14 protein-coding genes and 1 pseudogene are annotated in these 16,276 nt (G+C 36.6%); 6 read left to right on the forward strand and 9 right to left on the reverse strand.

The window, feature by feature from the left end; translation table 11 throughout:
- A pseudogene (locus tag H5123_RS18340) lies at positions 1-822 on the forward strand (ISAs1 family transposase); the annotation flags it as partial.
- Between the two features lie 114 nt (positions 823-936).
- Here H5123_RS18340 and H5123_RS18345 read toward each other — a convergent pair.
- From H5123_RS18345 to H5123_RS20715, 5 genes are all read right to left on the reverse strand, one after another.
- The gene (locus tag H5123_RS18345; RefSeq protein WP_160054393.1) at positions 937-1,392 is read right to left on the reverse strand and encodes a hypothetical protein; all 456 of its coding nucleotides are present in this window, start codon (positions 1,390-1,392) and stop codon (positions 937-939) included.
- Positions 1,385-3,187, reverse strand: coding sequence for a tyrosine-type recombinase/integrase (locus H5123_RS18350; RefSeq protein ID WP_182698893.1), 1,803 nt, complete (start codon positions 3,185-3,187; stop codon positions 1,385-1,387). The genes H5123_RS18345 and H5123_RS18350 overlap by 8 nt, the downstream gene beginning before the upstream one ends.
- 4 nt (positions 3,188-3,191) lie before the next feature.
- Positions 3,192-5,222 (reverse strand): site-specific integrase, encoded by a 2,031-nt coding sequence (locus tag H5123_RS18355; protein ID WP_182698894.1) that lies wholly within the window; start codon positions 5,220-5,222, stop codon positions 3,192-3,194.
- Complete coding sequence (locus tag H5123_RS18360) at positions 5,212-6,330, reverse strand: site-specific integrase (RefSeq protein ID WP_182698895.1); 1,119 nt, start codon at positions 6,328-6,330, stop codon at positions 5,212-5,214. The genes H5123_RS18355 and H5123_RS18360 overlap by 11 nt, the downstream gene beginning before the upstream one ends.
- Positions 6,331-6,565: 235 nt before the next feature.
- Positions 6,566-6,691 (reverse strand): hypothetical protein, encoded by a 126-nt coding sequence (locus tag H5123_RS20715; RefSeq protein ID WP_259395701.1) that lies wholly within the window; start codon positions 6,689-6,691, stop codon positions 6,566-6,568.
- Positions 6,692-6,924: 233 nt separating this feature from the next.
- On the opposite strand from H5123_RS20715, the gene H5123_RS18365 reads away from it, so the two are divergent.
- Positions 6,925-8,118, forward strand: a complete 1,194-nt coding sequence (locus tag H5123_RS18365; protein WP_182698896.1) for a Fic family protein — start codon at positions 6,925-6,927, stop codon at positions 8,116-8,118.
- On the opposite strand, the gene H5123_RS18370 is transcribed toward H5123_RS18365, so the two are convergent.
- Positions 8,077-8,307 (reverse strand): methionyl-tRNA formyltransferase, encoded by a 231-nt coding sequence (locus H5123_RS18370; RefSeq protein ID WP_182698922.1) that lies wholly within the window; start codon positions 8,305-8,307, stop codon positions 8,077-8,079. The genes H5123_RS18365 and H5123_RS18370 overlap by 42 nt on opposite strands.
- Positions 8,308-8,434: 127 nt before the next feature.
- On the opposite strand from H5123_RS18370, the gene H5123_RS18375 reads away from it, so the two are divergent.
- The 4 genes from H5123_RS18375 to H5123_RS18390 are packed head-to-tail and all read left to right on the forward strand — an operon-like array spanning position 8,435 to position 13,353.
- The gene (locus H5123_RS18375; RefSeq protein WP_182698897.1) at positions 8,435-9,676 is read left to right on the forward strand and encodes a DNA cytosine methyltransferase; all 1,242 of its coding nucleotides are present in this window, start codon (positions 8,435-8,437) and stop codon (positions 9,674-9,676) included.
- Between the two features lie 5 nt (positions 9,677-9,681).
- Entirely contained in the window at positions 9,682-12,057 is a 2,376-nt protein-coding gene (locus tag H5123_RS18380; RefSeq protein ID WP_182698898.1) for an ATP-binding protein, read from the forward strand.
- Positions 12,058-12,061: 4 nt separating this feature from the next.
- Complete coding sequence (locus tag H5123_RS18385; protein ID WP_182698899.1) at positions 12,062-12,907, forward strand: response regulator; 846 nt, start codon at positions 12,062-12,064, stop codon at positions 12,905-12,907.
- Positions 12,904-13,353 carry a hypothetical protein gene (locus H5123_RS18390; protein ID WP_182698900.1) on the forward strand — a complete coding sequence of 150 codons (450 nt, stop codon included), beginning with the start codon at positions 12,904-12,906 and terminating at the stop codon, positions 13,351-13,353. The genes H5123_RS18385 and H5123_RS18390 overlap by 4 nt, the downstream gene beginning before the upstream one ends.
- A gap of 28 nt (positions 13,354-13,381) precedes the next feature.
- Here H5123_RS18390 and H5123_RS18395 read toward each other — a convergent pair whose 3' ends face one another.
- The 3 genes from H5123_RS18395 to H5123_RS18405 all read right to left on the reverse strand — a co-directional run bounded on the left by H5123_RS18395 (position 13,382) and on the right by H5123_RS18405 (position 15,824).
- The gene (locus tag H5123_RS18395) at positions 13,382-13,594 is read right to left on the reverse strand and encodes a hypothetical protein (protein WP_182698901.1); all 213 of its coding nucleotides are present in this window, start codon (positions 13,592-13,594) and stop codon (positions 13,382-13,384) included.
- Between the two features lie 246 nt (positions 13,595-13,840).
- Positions 13,841-14,167, reverse strand: a complete 327-nt coding sequence (locus tag H5123_RS18400) for a hypothetical protein (protein WP_182698902.1) — start codon at positions 14,165-14,167, stop codon at positions 13,841-13,843.
- Positions 14,168-14,507: 340 nt separating this feature from the next.
- Positions 14,508-15,824, reverse strand: coding sequence for an anaerobic C4-dicarboxylate transporter (locus H5123_RS18405; protein ID WP_124018416.1), 1,317 nt, complete (start codon positions 15,822-15,824; stop codon positions 14,508-14,510).
- Positions 15,825-16,276 lie beyond the last annotated feature (452 nt).

Raw genomic sequence — 16,276 nt, forward strand, 5'->3', positions numbered from 1 at the left:
CGTCAAGACAGAGCCAGTACCATACACATGATTAGTGCTTATGCTTCATCAAACAAATTAGTACTTGGCCAACTTAAAACAGAACAAAAAAGCAATGAGATAACTGCCATTCCTGAGTTGATAAATATGTTAGATATCAAAGGGGCTTTAGTGACTATCGATGCTATGGCTTGTCAAACAAAAATAGCCAAAACCATTGTGGAACAGGGCGGTGACTATCTGCTAGCGGTTAAAAGTAACCAGGGGAAATTACGCGAAGCGATAGTAAAAGCCTTCTCTTTCCAGCGCTCCAGCAATACGGACAAATCCACAATTGAACAGGGTCATGGGCGTACAGAGTGTCGCCAGTGCTATGTTATTGACAGTACAAACTTAGTCGGTGACTTTTCAAAATGAAAAGGGTTAAAAAATATCGTTATGGTTGAAAATTGTCGCCTTGAGAAAGGAAAACCAATCGAGCTTGAGTACCGTTATTACATCAGCTCTAAGGGGCTAAGTGCCGAACAAGCAGCGATAGCCGTTCGAGAGCATTTGGGTATCGAATCAATGCATTGGGTGCTTGATGTCAGTATGAGTGAGGATGCATGTCAAATCTACAACGCTCACGGGGCCGAAAATCTGTCATGCCTGCGTCATATGAGTTTGAATATGTTACGAGCCGAGTCGACCAAGATAAGCATTGTTGGAAAACAAAAGCGATGCATGATGAATCCATCGATGCTTGAAGCAGTATTAAAGGCTGGATTTAGTAGCTCGGTCAAAATTAAGCACTCATGCGGTAGCCCTGACTTAATGATAAGCCACTTTCAAGGAGCTTTCTAACGGCGTTTGGCATCCAATTTGCGGTCAAAACTGCTTCTTGCCTGCTAGTTTTTATAAGTTTACTTCTTGATTAAAGCCGAAAGAACGATTTCAAAAAAATTGTGTGAAGCATGATTATCTGCTCATCATTAATCTATCAACTTTTAACTTTAATATTTTAACCTCTTGCTCGAGGTCATCCCTTTCTGCTTGATAGAAAGCAATACTTTGTAAAGCTTTGTCACGCTGCCTTGTCATATCCTTTAGTTGATTTCGTAAGTACCTATTGTCATCTCTTAAAGATCTGTGCTTATTCGTTTCGAGAAATTTATTATGGCTATACCCCTCTTTAATCAGTTTATTATGTGTCTCAATGGCTTCTCGAATGTGCGCATTCCAAGGGCTATTTAGCGCCATATTACTTTTTAGACCAGCACCACTCCATATTTCCTTATACGTCCATGTAACCTCAGGCTTAGCTTTATGCAGTAGCTCTACCTGTTGCCATAACGCTTTAGTATTATTATGTTTTGTTTCTTCTCTGTTCTTAAGTAGGCCGTTGTGATTACCACGTGACAAAGATTTAGACATTAGTGACCTCAGCTTTATCTAGCTGTTCAATCAGCTTGTTAATTTCAATGTTCCTAGAGTTTAAATAGGATGTCTTAGGCAAACTTGATTTAAAAAATGTTAACAATCTCTCATTTTCACGTTTACGCCACAATAGGGTTCTGCGCATACCATCCGCTGATATTACTGAATTATTACAATCAGCGGGCCTGCAAGCCGTTTTATCACCACCACAAAGAGCCTTTTGTGGTCTATACATACATAGACCATCATCCGTTTGCTCAATAAGAGCTTTTTTAGGAAGACTTTGCAGAAAAATTTCACGCTCAGCCTTAGTCATCCCTTTAAACTCTTTTCTAAGTTGCTTTACCTCATCGGCACCGCCACCAATTATAGGTATTTGATTCGAATAAAGTTCTGCATATAGTTCTTCAGAAAGTATAAATTTTTCTTGTTGTAACTCAATATAAATGTTTGGGTCACCGTATATTTTAGTCATTTCGGGGTCATAGTGTTTGAGTTGATCTTGGATGGCTTTGATTCCCAAGCCTTGTCGAGTCATAATTCTAGCGAATTTTTTTCTAAACTGGTGGCTTGCTATGTACCAGACCTCATTATTATATGTAATGTTATTGTGATTGAGGTATTGACGTAACATAGTATTCATACTCATATTCGATACTGGATATGGACTTCGATTAGCCTTTTGAACAAATAAATAGTCCTTATTTGAGGTGTAACGGTTACTCAAGCCTAGTTTTAATTTATCCATTATTTGTTTAATAAAAGGCAATGTTTGCCATTTATATTTTGTCGGCTCTGCTTCTAGTTTCGTTGTTTGTGAAATAACAAAACTAATAACCTGTTCGTATCCATTGTAGTTCAAAGTTTCAGATTTGAAATTGTGTTCATTCCTGATACGCAAAATCTCATGGATTCTCATGCCGGTAAACAATGCAATGAGAATGTAACCAGCTGACATCAATCTGTTTTGAAAAAAATTTATTTCATGATGGTTTGTAAACCCGAAATCGGAATATGGAAATGTTTTTTTAACAGTAGGCTCGTAGTATACGGTACCGTCATCTCTGTATTTCTTTTTGTATTTTCTAATAGATATAAATTTTTCTCTTGCTAGGTTCACTTCATGTAATATTTTGTAAGTTTCAATATCTCTGATAGCAGCATGATAGAGTTTTTTGGCTACAGAATCAGGCATTTCAGATGTAGTTCTTTCTTGTCGACCAATTACCTTATTTGCATTAATTCTAGCCCATTCAGATTCAGACATACCTTCTAGCAAGTGAACCGTCAAACCGTCTCTCATCTTGTGAGATTGCTTTTGTAAATGGCCAAACCCACGAACTCGACTCAATAAAGTTCTGTTTGTTATTTCAAGGCCATTTTTATGAGTTTCATTCAGAATTTCACTTTGAATACATGAGGCATCAAATTCAGTAATATCTGATAATTTTAAAATTTTATTATCATACATATATGAAAGTATACGTTTTAACCCATGAGTGAGTAATTTTGTCAATGTTGATGTTTTGGGGTTGGAGGGGAGGGGGTTAAAGATTAATTGCTCTATAAAATCCTTTGCAACAGCAAGATATTGTTCATTATGTTGACTACATACGTTTGTTCCATCGTTAAATACTAACTTTTCAAAATTAAATGTCACATCACATTTCTTTAATTTTGGGTTCTCGTAACTAAAGTCCCACTTATTATCAGAATATTTAGAGTGTTTTGAAATCTGCTTATTTTTTATATCTGGTGCTGCATTTCTCTCTTGATTCGATATGTTTATCATGGACTTAACCTATATTGTTAATCGACCATTCAGGAACAGGGTTGTGGATTGCATCGCTGCGAATCATTTCAACAATAGATTTATCATATTTAGGGAGTATATATGTATCCCACATATACTGTTTCTCCTGAGTAGCTAAATTAAATTCATCTTGTTTAATTTCACCTAATGCTAAAAGGGTTTGGTGATAGTTTAAATAACTGAAATATTTTTTTATATCAAGCTGTGTAATAACAAGATTTTGACAACCAAGACAAGTCTCTGTCGCTGAGCTACAATATACTCCTACAGATTGATTCTTTTGAGGCGAGTTTAAAGGATCTTTACAATGATTTAATAGATTCTCTTGAGGTTTATCGATTTCAGTTGGTAATCGAGAGAATGGGTCATCATTATCGCCTTCCAATCCAAGTAACATAGCTTCTAGATGGAGTCCTCTTCGAGCCTTAAATATGGGGTCGTTAAGCTTTCTCAAGTAATCTGATGTAGTTTTTAACCTAGTATGCGCTAAGAGTGCTTGTAAGTATGTTAAATCCTCTGTACGAAGGTATTCTTGCCAAGCCATTGTAGGTCGAAATAAACTTGCTTGTAACGTAATGGGCTTGTTATCACTGGGGCGTTTTAGGTTAAGCTGCACTCCAAAATCGTAAATAGCTTGCTGAAATCTTCTTACTGTTATTACTCTGGGAACTTGATCAGAGCTAGCATTACTAATCCATAACGCTTGTTGTCCTTTAGGTCTATACGATTCAGTGATTTTTATTACTCGTTGAATTATTCTAATCGGCCAACTATCACTTCCTTTTATTAATGGGATTGTTTTATCCTTTTTGTTGGAACGGTACTTCTCCCACCGAATAAACATTCTATTAGAATCCAGAGGGTCTACTTCAAGGCAGTCTAATGTAAGTCTAGAGATAGTGCTTGGATTTAATCCAGTTCGAATAAGTAACATTAGGTAATAAGGGGTTAAATCTGATGCAGAGACCCAAAGCTTAAGGTTGTTCTCATTATAGAATGCGGTTAACCAACCTGGTTGTCGGTGTCTGAAACCATGATAAAACAATGGGTACTTTTTAAGGGTATCGGCATCACTTAAAACCTGACATTGCATAATATTTTCCCAGTACCAAACCAGGTAATCAGTCTTTTGCCAAGGTGAATTATACTTAATTGGAGACGGTTTTCCTGCAAAATTATTTATGTAATAGTCAGTATCACTGACACTTTTATAGAATTTTTTTAGTGCTTTGGCGTAATAAGTTGTTCCATTAGATATCCCTTTCAAAAAAGATTGACCTCTAGGTATTTTATAGAGACTTTCGATATTTAATTTTTCACAGTGCAGTTCATTTACCCAAAACCAAATACAATAATCTTTGCTTGCCCATACGGAACGCTTTTTTTTATTTGTGATAACGGGTGCAACATCAGTAATAGGAGGTTCCTTTCCTAGCCATTGTGGTTTATATGTTGATTCAAGACGCTTCGATGTGATAATTAGTGATTGTTGTACAGCTGTTGATATTTCCCTTATTTCTTCCATATCGTATCCTTCATTACTTGAAGATAACCCACTACTTTTGGGGAACATATTTTCCGGAATTATAAATGTTGGAGAAATCGATTTATGCTTTTGCCATTGTTTAAAAATACTGCTTATACAACGGAACAGACTTCCTGCTGTAGAGTATTTTAGGCCGGATTCGTTCTTTAGCCAAAGGCAAAAATTTATGAGGACCGTGCCATCAAGATCCGAAGGAGATGTAATATCCTGCAAGGAGGCAAATTGGAGGAACATTCGAAATTTCTCTTTAACAGATATGCGTGTCAAATGCCCTTGAGAGTGTCTATTTTTGTACATAGCCCATGAAAAAAGACTGATAATTTTTTTAGAGCCCAATTCGCACTCATTGTTAAGATTATAGGTATGTGGGTGACCGGTGTTTTTGCACTTTATGGTAAATTTTAAATCACGATATGCTCGAGCTTCATCAGCAGTGATTTTAGTAATTTGTACGTACTTAATTGTCACTAATAGAATCCTCTGTCACTATATCAATTTGACGTTGAAAAGCATTATATGAGCCAGAATAAGCTATTAAGGTGGCTATATGCACGTAGTATGTTCTAGTTGTTTCTTCACTTGCATGGCCAAGTAGTTTACTAAGACCAGTTAGATCGTGGTTAAGTAAATAATGATATGTCCCAAAAGTGTGTCTTAAAAGATGCGGGTGAGCTTTAACTCCAATGTGCTTACTGGTTTTTCTAAATAGTTTTTGAACCCAGTTAATGCTTAATGGTTGTCCATCTAGGGTGATAAATAATGTAAGGCAATCTTTCGGATCTATGTGTGTAATAGCATCGATTTTTTTTTCTCTGTCTATGTCTACATACTCCCAAATTTGGTAAAGTAAATCATTAGGTATTAATATCACTCTTGCCTTTCCGCCTTTTCCAATAACTCTAGCTGGCGTAAATTTCCCTCGACTATTAACTTCTGGCAGATCACGAAGAGGAAAGTTACAGGCTTCAGATACTCTTAATCCTGTCTGGAGCATAAATGATGTCAACAATACATTTCTTTTTTTCACTAGCGCATTTCTTTTGCCTGAGATCTTTCCGACTGAAGAGACAAATCTTAAGGCATCCTCTAATAGCATGAACTTTATAGGTTCTGAAACAGCTTGAGAGTGATGCCCTTTAGATTGATATCGCTGACTCAAAGATAGTTTTAAACCTTGTATTTCCTGTGGATTAAGGTAAGGGGACAATCCCTTTTCATATGACCAAATAAGATAGCGGTAAGCACCAGCTACTCTAGAATTAATTGTATTCCAAGAGAGTCTTTCTCCATTATTTTTTGTGTATTCACACAATGCATCAATGTAAAAGTCGAATGTATCGTCTGTTATTGAACCAATGTTATTCAAGGATGAATTAGCCCAAAGCAGAAATTCTTTAAGATGCTCAGCGTTTGTTTGTAAGCTCTTGGGCTTATTTTTTAAAGCTAATTGTCTCAGATACTGATTTACTTCGACACATGGTGAAGTGTCATTATTGAACATCTGTGGAATGTCACCCTTCAATCTTGCCAATTTTGAACGTTTTGACGTTGTGAAATTACAGTACACAATGTTCATTTTATAATCTCTTTTTTACCATGTGTATCAGTAGACTAGCCAAAGACATACTGATTTTAACTGAATTAGATATAGTAGCTAATTTACCGTTGTGTTACTTAATTCACTTCAATTGTATAGCATAGAAATCTTCATAAGTTAAATAAATATAGTTTATATATGGTCATTACTACAAGTTAGATAGAGTGAGGAATTGTAAAATTTAAACGTATATGCACATCAAATGTAGGTACTACTAACGCGGCAAACCAATAATAAACACTTTACTAGCCAGCTCATTTGCCAAAGTCGATTTAGGCATAGCGGCTTGTGGCTTAGTGGTTTGTGGCGCTATCGATACTTCAGTCAGCTTAGATGTCATTAATTACAGTCGCATTGGGTTATATAAATTAAAGGTTATAGAGACAGTAAACGATTATACCGAAATGCTTGCCAAGGTGTTATCGAGCTTGCTAATGGGAGCCATGAGGCAATTAACCACTCTATTCGCCTCATGTTGTGAGGTGAATAGATTGCTATTTGCCTCATGTTGTAAGTAGAATAGCTGGGTATGTGCATCAATACAGTATTTTAGTCAGCTAAACAGGAGTTACTATGTGGATTTGGCAACAGCAAGAATGGCCAGAGTTTGTATGGGATAATGCTCGTATAAGTGCACTATTGAGGCAAATTCAATTTAATCAGGGTTTGCTGCTGGGTAAAATGGGTTCTGAATCCGCGAGTCAATGGACACTCGATACCATGCTGGCCAATATCGTTCATTCAAGTGCTATTGAAGGAGAAAAGCTTAACGCATTTTCTGTACGTTCCTCTTTGGCGAATAAGCTTGGCGTGAGTGAAGAAAAACCTTATCCCACCACGACGCAAACTGATGGTTTAGCAGATATTACCTTAGATGCGCTACAAAACTGGCAACATCCGCTGAGTTTAACGCGGATTCTAGGTTGGCATTCAATGTTATTTCCAGAAAACCAAACGGGGTTTAATCCTTTTGTTGGCGGTAAGTTACGTGGTAATGAACCTATGCAAGTAGTATCTGGCCGTTTAGACAAACCTACAGTGCATTTTGAAGCGCCTCCACGCAATACACTAGATCTTAACTTAACGCAGTTTTTTGAGTGGTTTAATCAATCGCGAAATCAACCTAATGTCGACCCGCTCGTGCGCGCAGCCATCACCCATTTGTGGTTTGTCACCTTGCACCCGCTTGATGATGGTAACGGACGTATAACGCGTTTACTCACCGACTTAGCACTCGCGCAAGCTGAGCATCGCTCGATTCATTTTTACGCCATGTCAGTTAGTATTCTTGAGCGACGCAAAGCCTATTACGCAATATTAGAGTCTACCCAGCAAGGTGGCTTAGATATCACACCTTGGCTGCTGTGGTTTTTAGACACCTTAAATGACGCTATTCAACACACGCTCAATAGCATTGAGCAAACTACTGCTAAAACCCAATTTTGGCGTCGAGTGAACCAACGCTTACTCACTCCAGCGTTAACCACAGAACAAGTGAAAGTGCTAAATAGATTACTTGATGGTGACTTTAATGATGGGATCAGTAGTAGCCAGTATCAAAAAGTGGCTAAAGTCAGCCGCGCCACGGCCACCCGACATTTGGCTCAACTTGTGGATCAACAGTGTTTAGCCAAAACTGGCGCAGGCGGTAGAAGTACAAGGTATGTGTTATCTAGATCTTGTTTAAACTGCTGTAGTGAAATATCGTCAAAATGTAATTTAACTCTAAATCAATTTATTCTCATTAATAATTTGAACGAGCTGTGAGAGTGCTTCTTTTGTGAGACGAATGGACTGGCTCTTTTTGCCCAATAGTTCGCGCGTAATAGATCCATATGTATCAATCTGCAAGCATGTTCCATCTTCTGTTGTTAACACAGAATATGTTGCTTTTACTTCACTATGTGCACTTTGTTTTTCCATTTCTAATTTAATTAAATCTCTAACTATTGCCATGGATATATCCTTATCATTTCTAGTACAAATTTTTGACTACACATACCTTTAGCGTATGATATCTACAAACAGAATACTATAAAAACAACCTTAGCTAAGGTGTTGAATTTCTTGGATTACCGCTTTAATGGCAGATTTAGATAAGAACGCAGGGACGTACATTGACCTATTCTCTGGATGTGGTGGTTTTTCATTAGGCCTGGGAAAGGCTGGCTGGAAAGGGATTTTTGCCGTTGAAAAAGATGCAATGGCATTTGATACTTTCAGACACAACCTAATTGATAGTAAACATGGACATTTTGATTGGCCTGAATGGTTACCTAAAAAAGAAACAACAATTCAAGATCTTCTCGAGCATTATCTAGAACAATTAGCTTCATTATCTGGGAAAGTTGATTTAATTGCTGGAGGCCCACCTTGCCAGGGGTTTTCAATGGCGGGACGCCGTAATCCTAAAGACCCACGAAATCAGCTTTCAAATGAATATATAAAGATGGTTGAGCTTATTAAACCTAAATATCTTGTACTTGAAAATGTTCGTGGTTTTAATAGCAAATTTATCAATGCTCAAGGTAAAAAAGCCAAAAAACCTTATTCAATGGTTGTAAAAGCAAGGCTAGAAAAACTTGGGTATAAAGTCTATACCGATTATGTTCATACCAAGCGCTTCGGCGTACCTCAACAGCGTGTGCGTTTTATTATGATAGGTGTCCGAAATGATCTATCGCAGGTAGAACCGTTTGGTATTCTTGAGGATATTCGGCCTATATTTTTGAAGAACAACGGCTTACCTCTATCAGAAATGTCTACCAAGGATGCAATCAGTGATTTAGAGATATCGAATGCAACGCTTGTACATCACTCTGGTAGTTTAGTTAGTGGATTTAAAAAACTTGATTATATACCACCTAAGTCTCTTACTGTTTATCAAAAACTTATGCGAAAGGGTATGGGTAAACGTAAGCCTAATAGCTTAAGACTTGCGAGGCATAAACCTACGACAGTAGATTCATTTATTCGTGCCCAGTTATTGTGTCGACCTGGTATCGCCTTAAGTAAAGCAGAGCAAGCTTTACTTGGCACTAAGAAGCAAGCAAGAACCGTACTTGATCCTAAGGCACCATCTAAGACATTAACTACTCTACCAGATGACCTATTGCATTATTCTGAACCAAGAATATTAACAGTAAGAGAGAGTGCAAGAATTCAATCGTTTCCTGATAGTTTTGAATTTCGAGGTAAATACACAACTGGTGGAGAGAGGCGAACTCAGGAATGCCCCCGCTATACACAGGTAGGCAATGCTGTGCCGCCCTTATTAGGCGAGGTTCTTGGTCAATTAATAATTAAAATGAAGGAACATATATAAATCTTATGGAAAAGAATTTTAAAGTAAGTTCAGCCTTAAAAAATATTATTGGTAAAGACCTTATTATTGATGACTTTGTAGCAATATTTGAATTGGTAAAAAACTCATTTGATGCAAATGCGAAGAATGTTGAGGTGTCCTTTCTAAATGTTCTTGAAGGTGATGGACAGATTATTATTCAAGATGACGGTAAGGGAATGGATCTTGATGATATTGATAATAAATGGCTTTTTGTTGCTTATTCAGCAAAAAAAGAAGGTACAGAAGACTATAGGGACGAAATAAAATCTGGTCGAATACATGCTGGAGCTAAAGGCATAGGTCGTTTTTCTTGCGATAGATTGGGCTCAAAGTTGATTATTTATTCGAGAAGAAATATTTCTGATAAATATGCAAAATTGACGATAGATTGGGTCAGATTCGAAGGAGATATGCGAGAAAGCTTTGATAAAGTTAATATCGATCTTCAGTTAATTGAAACATGCCCATATGAATTGTCAGTTGGTACTATTTTAGAAATAAAAAAATTAAGAGCTAGTTGGGGAAGTGACAAGTTAATAAAATTACGTCAATCTTTAGAAAAACTAATAAACCCAACCCAAAATAACAACGATGAATTCTCTATTTACCTCAATGCCCCTGAGTTACTAGAACAAGATAAAAGTAAAAAAGAAATAGGGAAAGAGCATGAGGTAGTTAATGGCCCAATAAAAAACTTTCTTTTTGAAAAGCTAGATTTAAAGACAACTAGAATAGAAGTTTCGATTGATAATGATGGTTCAAATATTATAACGAAGCTTTTTGATCGAGGGGTTTTTATTTATAAGCTCACTGAAACCAATATATTTATCACTAATGATATAAAGTTAAATAATATAAAAATAAATTTGTTTTCTTTAAATCAAGTGACAAAAACAACCTTTACAAAACACATGGGTGTTAGACTTGTTAATTTTGGTTCCGTTTTTGTTTATAAAAATGGCTTTAGGGTTTTGCCTATAGGTGAAGTAGGACGAGGCGACGTATTTGGTCTTGACAATAGAAAACAACAAGGGCAAATGCGATATTTTGGTACTCGTGATTTATTTGGTCGCGTTGAGATTAATGGATTAAATGAAGAATTAAAAGAAGCATCAAGTCGTGATGGTGGTTTAGAAAGAAATGAAACATTTGAAACTCTAACTTCACTATTTAAAGAAAAAGCTTTAAAACGATTAGAGCGATATGCAATCGATGTCGTTAAGTTTGGTAATGTTGACAATATTGATGTTAATGATCTTAAAAATAGTATAGCTCAAGATGAAGCATTAAGTTTTATTGAGGCTTTAACTAAGAGTGAAGACATTATTGATATTAGTTATAATCCTGAGATTTTTGATATTATTAGTGACTCTTCACAGAAGAGCTTAAAAACAATTCTAAAGAATTTATCTAGGATTGCAGTACAATCAAATAATTCAGAGTTAGATCAAGAAGTAAAAAAAATAAAGTCCCGCCTTTCAGACTTTGAAAAATTAGCATTAGATTCAGATATGGAAGCCGAAACAGAAAGGAAAGCAAGAGAAGAGGCTGAAAAGAAAGCAAGACTAGAAGCTGAAAAAGCTAAACAAGAAGCACAAAAAGCTCTATTAGCTGAGTTAAGGGCACAAGATGCAGAAGAAAAAGCAGAAGAAATAACTAAAGAGTCTATGTTTTTAAGATCAATGGTTAATTCTGATCTAGATAATGTTGTTGCTCTTCATCATCATATTGGTATTGCAGCTGGGACTATAGAAAATTATGTGCGTAATGTAAGCAATAAAATTAGAAGTGGAAAAGCTGTATCAACTGAAACATTTCTACATGTTTTAGATGAAATATCATATGTAGCGAGGCAAATTAAAGCTACGACAAATTTTGCAACGAAGGCTAATTTTAATCTAGAAGCTGAGTTGATAAAAGAAAATCTTTACGTATATATTCACGAGTATATTTTGAATATATGCTCTGGACTAGTAAAAGTAGATGGTGATTTTCGAACAAATATGAAATTTAAGTGGGTTGCGAAACAGAATTTAAAATTTATTGTGGAATTTAGACCCTTAGAGGTTGCAATGGTTCTCGACACGCTTATTAATAATGCTGTAAAAGCCAAAGCTAGGGAAATAACCTTCGAGATTACTTTTGTTGACGATACTTTAGAAATATTAATTAAGGATGATGGCAAAGGGATTAAAAAGTCTATCCGTAATAAAATTTTTGATATGGGTTTTACAACATCTAAAGGTTCTGGACTCGGTTTGCATCATGCAAAAAGCATTATGAGACAGAATAACGGTAGCATTGAGCTTCTAGATACTGAAGATGAACAGGCGAAGTTTTTATTAATATTTACAAGGTAGTTATATGAAATTTAGAATTATATGGATAGATGATTCATTGGGATGGGTCAATTCTGTTCGGGACACTATGCGTGAAGCATTTATTGAAGCAAAGTTTGATCCAATCATTGAAGAATATACGCTAGTTAATGATGAAGTGAGAGAAGCAATTAATAATAATTACTTAGACCTATTAATTATTGATTGCAATTTACCAGGTATAAATGGGAACGAATTTATTTTAGAGTTAAGATCACAAAGATGCTTTTCTCATATTATTTTTTACTCTGAGAACGCAAACAATTTGAGGTTGGTTCAAGCTGATAATCATTTCTCCCATGTAACACCACGTGATAGTTTTAATGACGTAATTGAAAATGTTGCCGACCAAGCATTTCGAAAATACAACCATCCGGCTTTTATGAGGGGTTTACTTCTATCTGAGTTTATTGATTTGGAGAGCCTTTTGAATGATTTGATTTCTCAATGTTTTAAAGATAATAGCGCTTATTTTAGAGATTCTATTATCAATAAAGGAGGTGAGTCATTTGGGCTTGGAACTAAGCAGCAGTTTATCGGAAGGTTATTAAAGGATCCAAAAATCATAAACGAAGAGATGAAGGGGAAAATAAGAGACATAGATTTCACGACTAGCAATTTTCAAAAAAATATTTTAGAGAAACGGAATATTTTAGCTCATGCTTACCCAGATTACGATATCGATACTCATCAAATCAAGTTGATCAGTGCGAAAGATACCACAGTATTTAATGCTGACTGGTTTTATGAAACAAGAAATAATATTCACATTTATAAAAATAAAATAAAAAAATTATTGGCACTTGAACTGTATAAAGTTGTAAATCCATGAGAACAGTAATTGTTGATCTAGATGGTACATTAGCTTTGAATAAGCATCGTTTTCATTATATTGATAAGGGCATAGTAAATAAGCCAGATTGGATATCATATTTTGAAGCTTGTGATAAAGACAAACCACATATGCCAGTTATCGAATCACTTAAGGCATTAGTAGCGAGTGGATATAATATTCATATATTTTCAGCTCGTGGTGACATAGTGCGCGAAAAGACGATTCAATGGTTAGGTAGGTATAAGATCCCTTATCATCAATTGACGATGAGAGAAATGGATTCATTTACTCCTGACGAGGAATTAAAAAAATCCTGGTTATTGTCACACTATCCTAACTATAAAGAGGAAGTTCTTTGTGTGTTTGATGATAGAGATAAAGTAGTAAAAATGTGGCGTTCTTTAGGCTTGACTTGTTTCCAAGTCGCTGAGGGGGATTTCTGATAGTTAAATTTTCAACAGATTTTAGATGTTAAAGGCTCACTTGGTGATTTGTGTTGATAAACTTAAATAATTTATTTTTTGCATCTTCCACTGTAAAAGCAAACCCAGTATCTAACTCTTCATTATTTTTCGAAATTGACCAAATATAGCCTTCATTGTAATGGTCGGGATTAGGTTCTATATAAATATCAAAGCCATTAATAGTATCTTCAACTACTTCGGTATATGAATTATCACACATGGCGTTATCTCCAATGAATTACATGCGATATTGTCAGTATTCTTCAATAAGGAGTCCACGGACTATGAGTCACATTGGCTGCTTTAAACACCGAGAGTGATGATTTATTGAGGGGGGTTAATTCATATGAACTTGGCAAAGCCTGCCATATAGGCATATGCAACTGTTGAAAACAGGATGTTTTCGTTAAGCCCCCATGGATGGGTTTACGGCGTGTTGCAGAGGACGATGTGGTGGGCGGAATAGCTAAAGAGTTATTAGATTAAGATGAGTGATAAGATCTTCACTTGTTTCGCACTCAAAGAGGTTAACAGCTTCAGCACCAGCATATATTTCAGGGAACTCATCATCACCTTCATTAGTGGCCGATACGATAGTATAACGAGCACCTTCTATTTCACGGTTGTTAGACAATTCATGCTCTACCCATAATATATTGTATTGGTTATTCTGTTTAAAATAGAAGCTTACACAAGTATCGTTACCGTAACTTTTATCGATTAAAAATGGATAATCATTAGGGTTAAATCCCAAATTAAACTGAGTTCCAAAAGCTTGTAAATATGGCTGCATAATCATATTGCTTATATTTTTTAAGGTACATTTATTATAGTTTAAATCGTTATTTTTATAGGGTTACGAGTTACTTTTTTAGTAAAAATAGAGTTCGCTATACAAGATTTTAAACTCTATATTTTATATTAATTATCAACATCTTAATTTCAGGTTTTGTTACTATCTACTAGTGGTTGGAGTTGCCTAGCATTCAAGTTGTCATCTAGTAATAAACATAAAAATGGCAGCCAGTTTGGCTGCCATTTTTGTTGATGCTAGCGACTTGTTTTGGTCAATTCACTAGCGGTTAATCGCGTTGTTGTTAGCCTAAAGCTCAAAGTCAAAATGTTCGCTGAGATTAGTTAATAGCCATCGATATAAAGTAACCAACAAATGTGGCGGTTACCACGCCAATAAAGCCTGGAATAATAAAGCTGTGGTTGAGTACGTATTTACCAATATGGGTGGTGCCGGTTCTATCAAAACTAATTGCGGCTAAATCACTTGGGTAGAATGGGAAAAAGAAGTAGGCATAACACGCGGGCAGCACGCCGATTAATACCGGTGCAGGGATGCCAAGTGAAAAACCTAATGGCAGCATAATGGTTAATACCGCAGCCTGGCTTTTTAAGAAGATCGATGACACAAACATCGCGATAGCAAATGTCCATGGATACACGCTGACAATGTCGCTTACCGCGCTCACCAAATAGGTTTTATGGTGCTCAATAATGGTGTCACTCATCCATGCGATACCAAAAATGATAATGACCGCTGTCATACCGGCGGTAAACACGTTACTGGTGACAATTTTTTTCGGTGAGATATTGGTGGCAAGTAAAATTATCCCACCGACAGACAGCATCATAAACTGAATTGCTACCGACATTTTTACGCCAGCTGGCAGTATTTGCTTACTAAACATTGCCACCATGATAACGGCAAAGATACCGAGTAAAAATACTGTTAAGCCTTTCTTTGCTGTTGATTCTGCCTGTGGCGTTTGCACTTCATCCGCTTTGGGATCGGTTAATGATTCACGAAACTCATCATCTGTTAAACGTGCCTGAAACTCTTCATCTTTATCTAAATCTTTACCGCGCTTTAAGCTCCAGGTACACGCCACCAGCAAGCCTGTTAGTGTGGCGGGAATGGTCACCATGAGTACATCAAGTAAGTTAATATCAAGATTGTTATCAACGGCGGTGGCAAGCACTACGGCAGCGGCGGCAGCAATAGGGCTGGCGGTAATGCCCATTTGTGATGCCACAGTTGCCATGGCTAATGGGCGTTCAGGGCGGATACCTTTCTTGTATGAAACATCATAAATAACGGGAAGCAGGGGATAAACGGAGTGGCCAGTGCCGACCAGTACGGTTAACGAATAGGTACACAGTGGGCCTAGAAAAACGATGTGTTCAGGGTGTTTGCGTAACAGCTTTTCAGCAAATTTGACCAACAGCTTTAAACCGCCTGTGGCCTCTAATGTTGCAGAGGCTGCGACTACGGCCAGAATTATTAACATGACGCTGACTGGCGGTGAGCCTGGGGCAATGCCAAATACAAAAGCGAGTACTGAAACACCTAACCCGCCCAATAAACCAAAGGCGATTCCGCCATGGCGAATACCAACAAATATCACCGCTAATAACAGCAGCATGTGTACATAAAACATCGTGTTCTCTCCCCATGTAGGTCGTTATTATTTTTAGCCTTTTGAAGTTATCTCACTCTCTCTTTGAGGTTCGTGATTTAACTCAAGCTATTGAATGGGATGTGAAGATAAATGTTTAAAACGTGAACAACATTCTATACAAGCGCATATATTGTGTTGTGGCACTTCTGTTGGGGAGGGAAAGTGGAATTGGCCGTGCAGGTTTTGCAGTCACCAACACTGGTTTTTACGGTCGGCTTTTATATTCACGGCTATTAAAACGGTCGCGCCATAAAATGCCCAGTGAATAATAGTTGAGTTAACATTGGTCAGAATTGAACGATTGCGTTAAATATCATTGTTGTATGGATAAATGACTAATGAATTAAGCTATGAAGTTGTTTTGGGATTATTCTTGAAAGCATGCAAAAAAGTTATTCGCCTCATTTTTTGAGGCGAATAACCAAGATCAC

It is taken from the genome of Shewanella sp. SR43-4 (assembly GCF_014163845.1).
Lineage (GTDB): Bacteria > Pseudomonadota > Gammaproteobacteria > Enterobacterales > Shewanellaceae > Shewanella > Shewanella vesiculosa.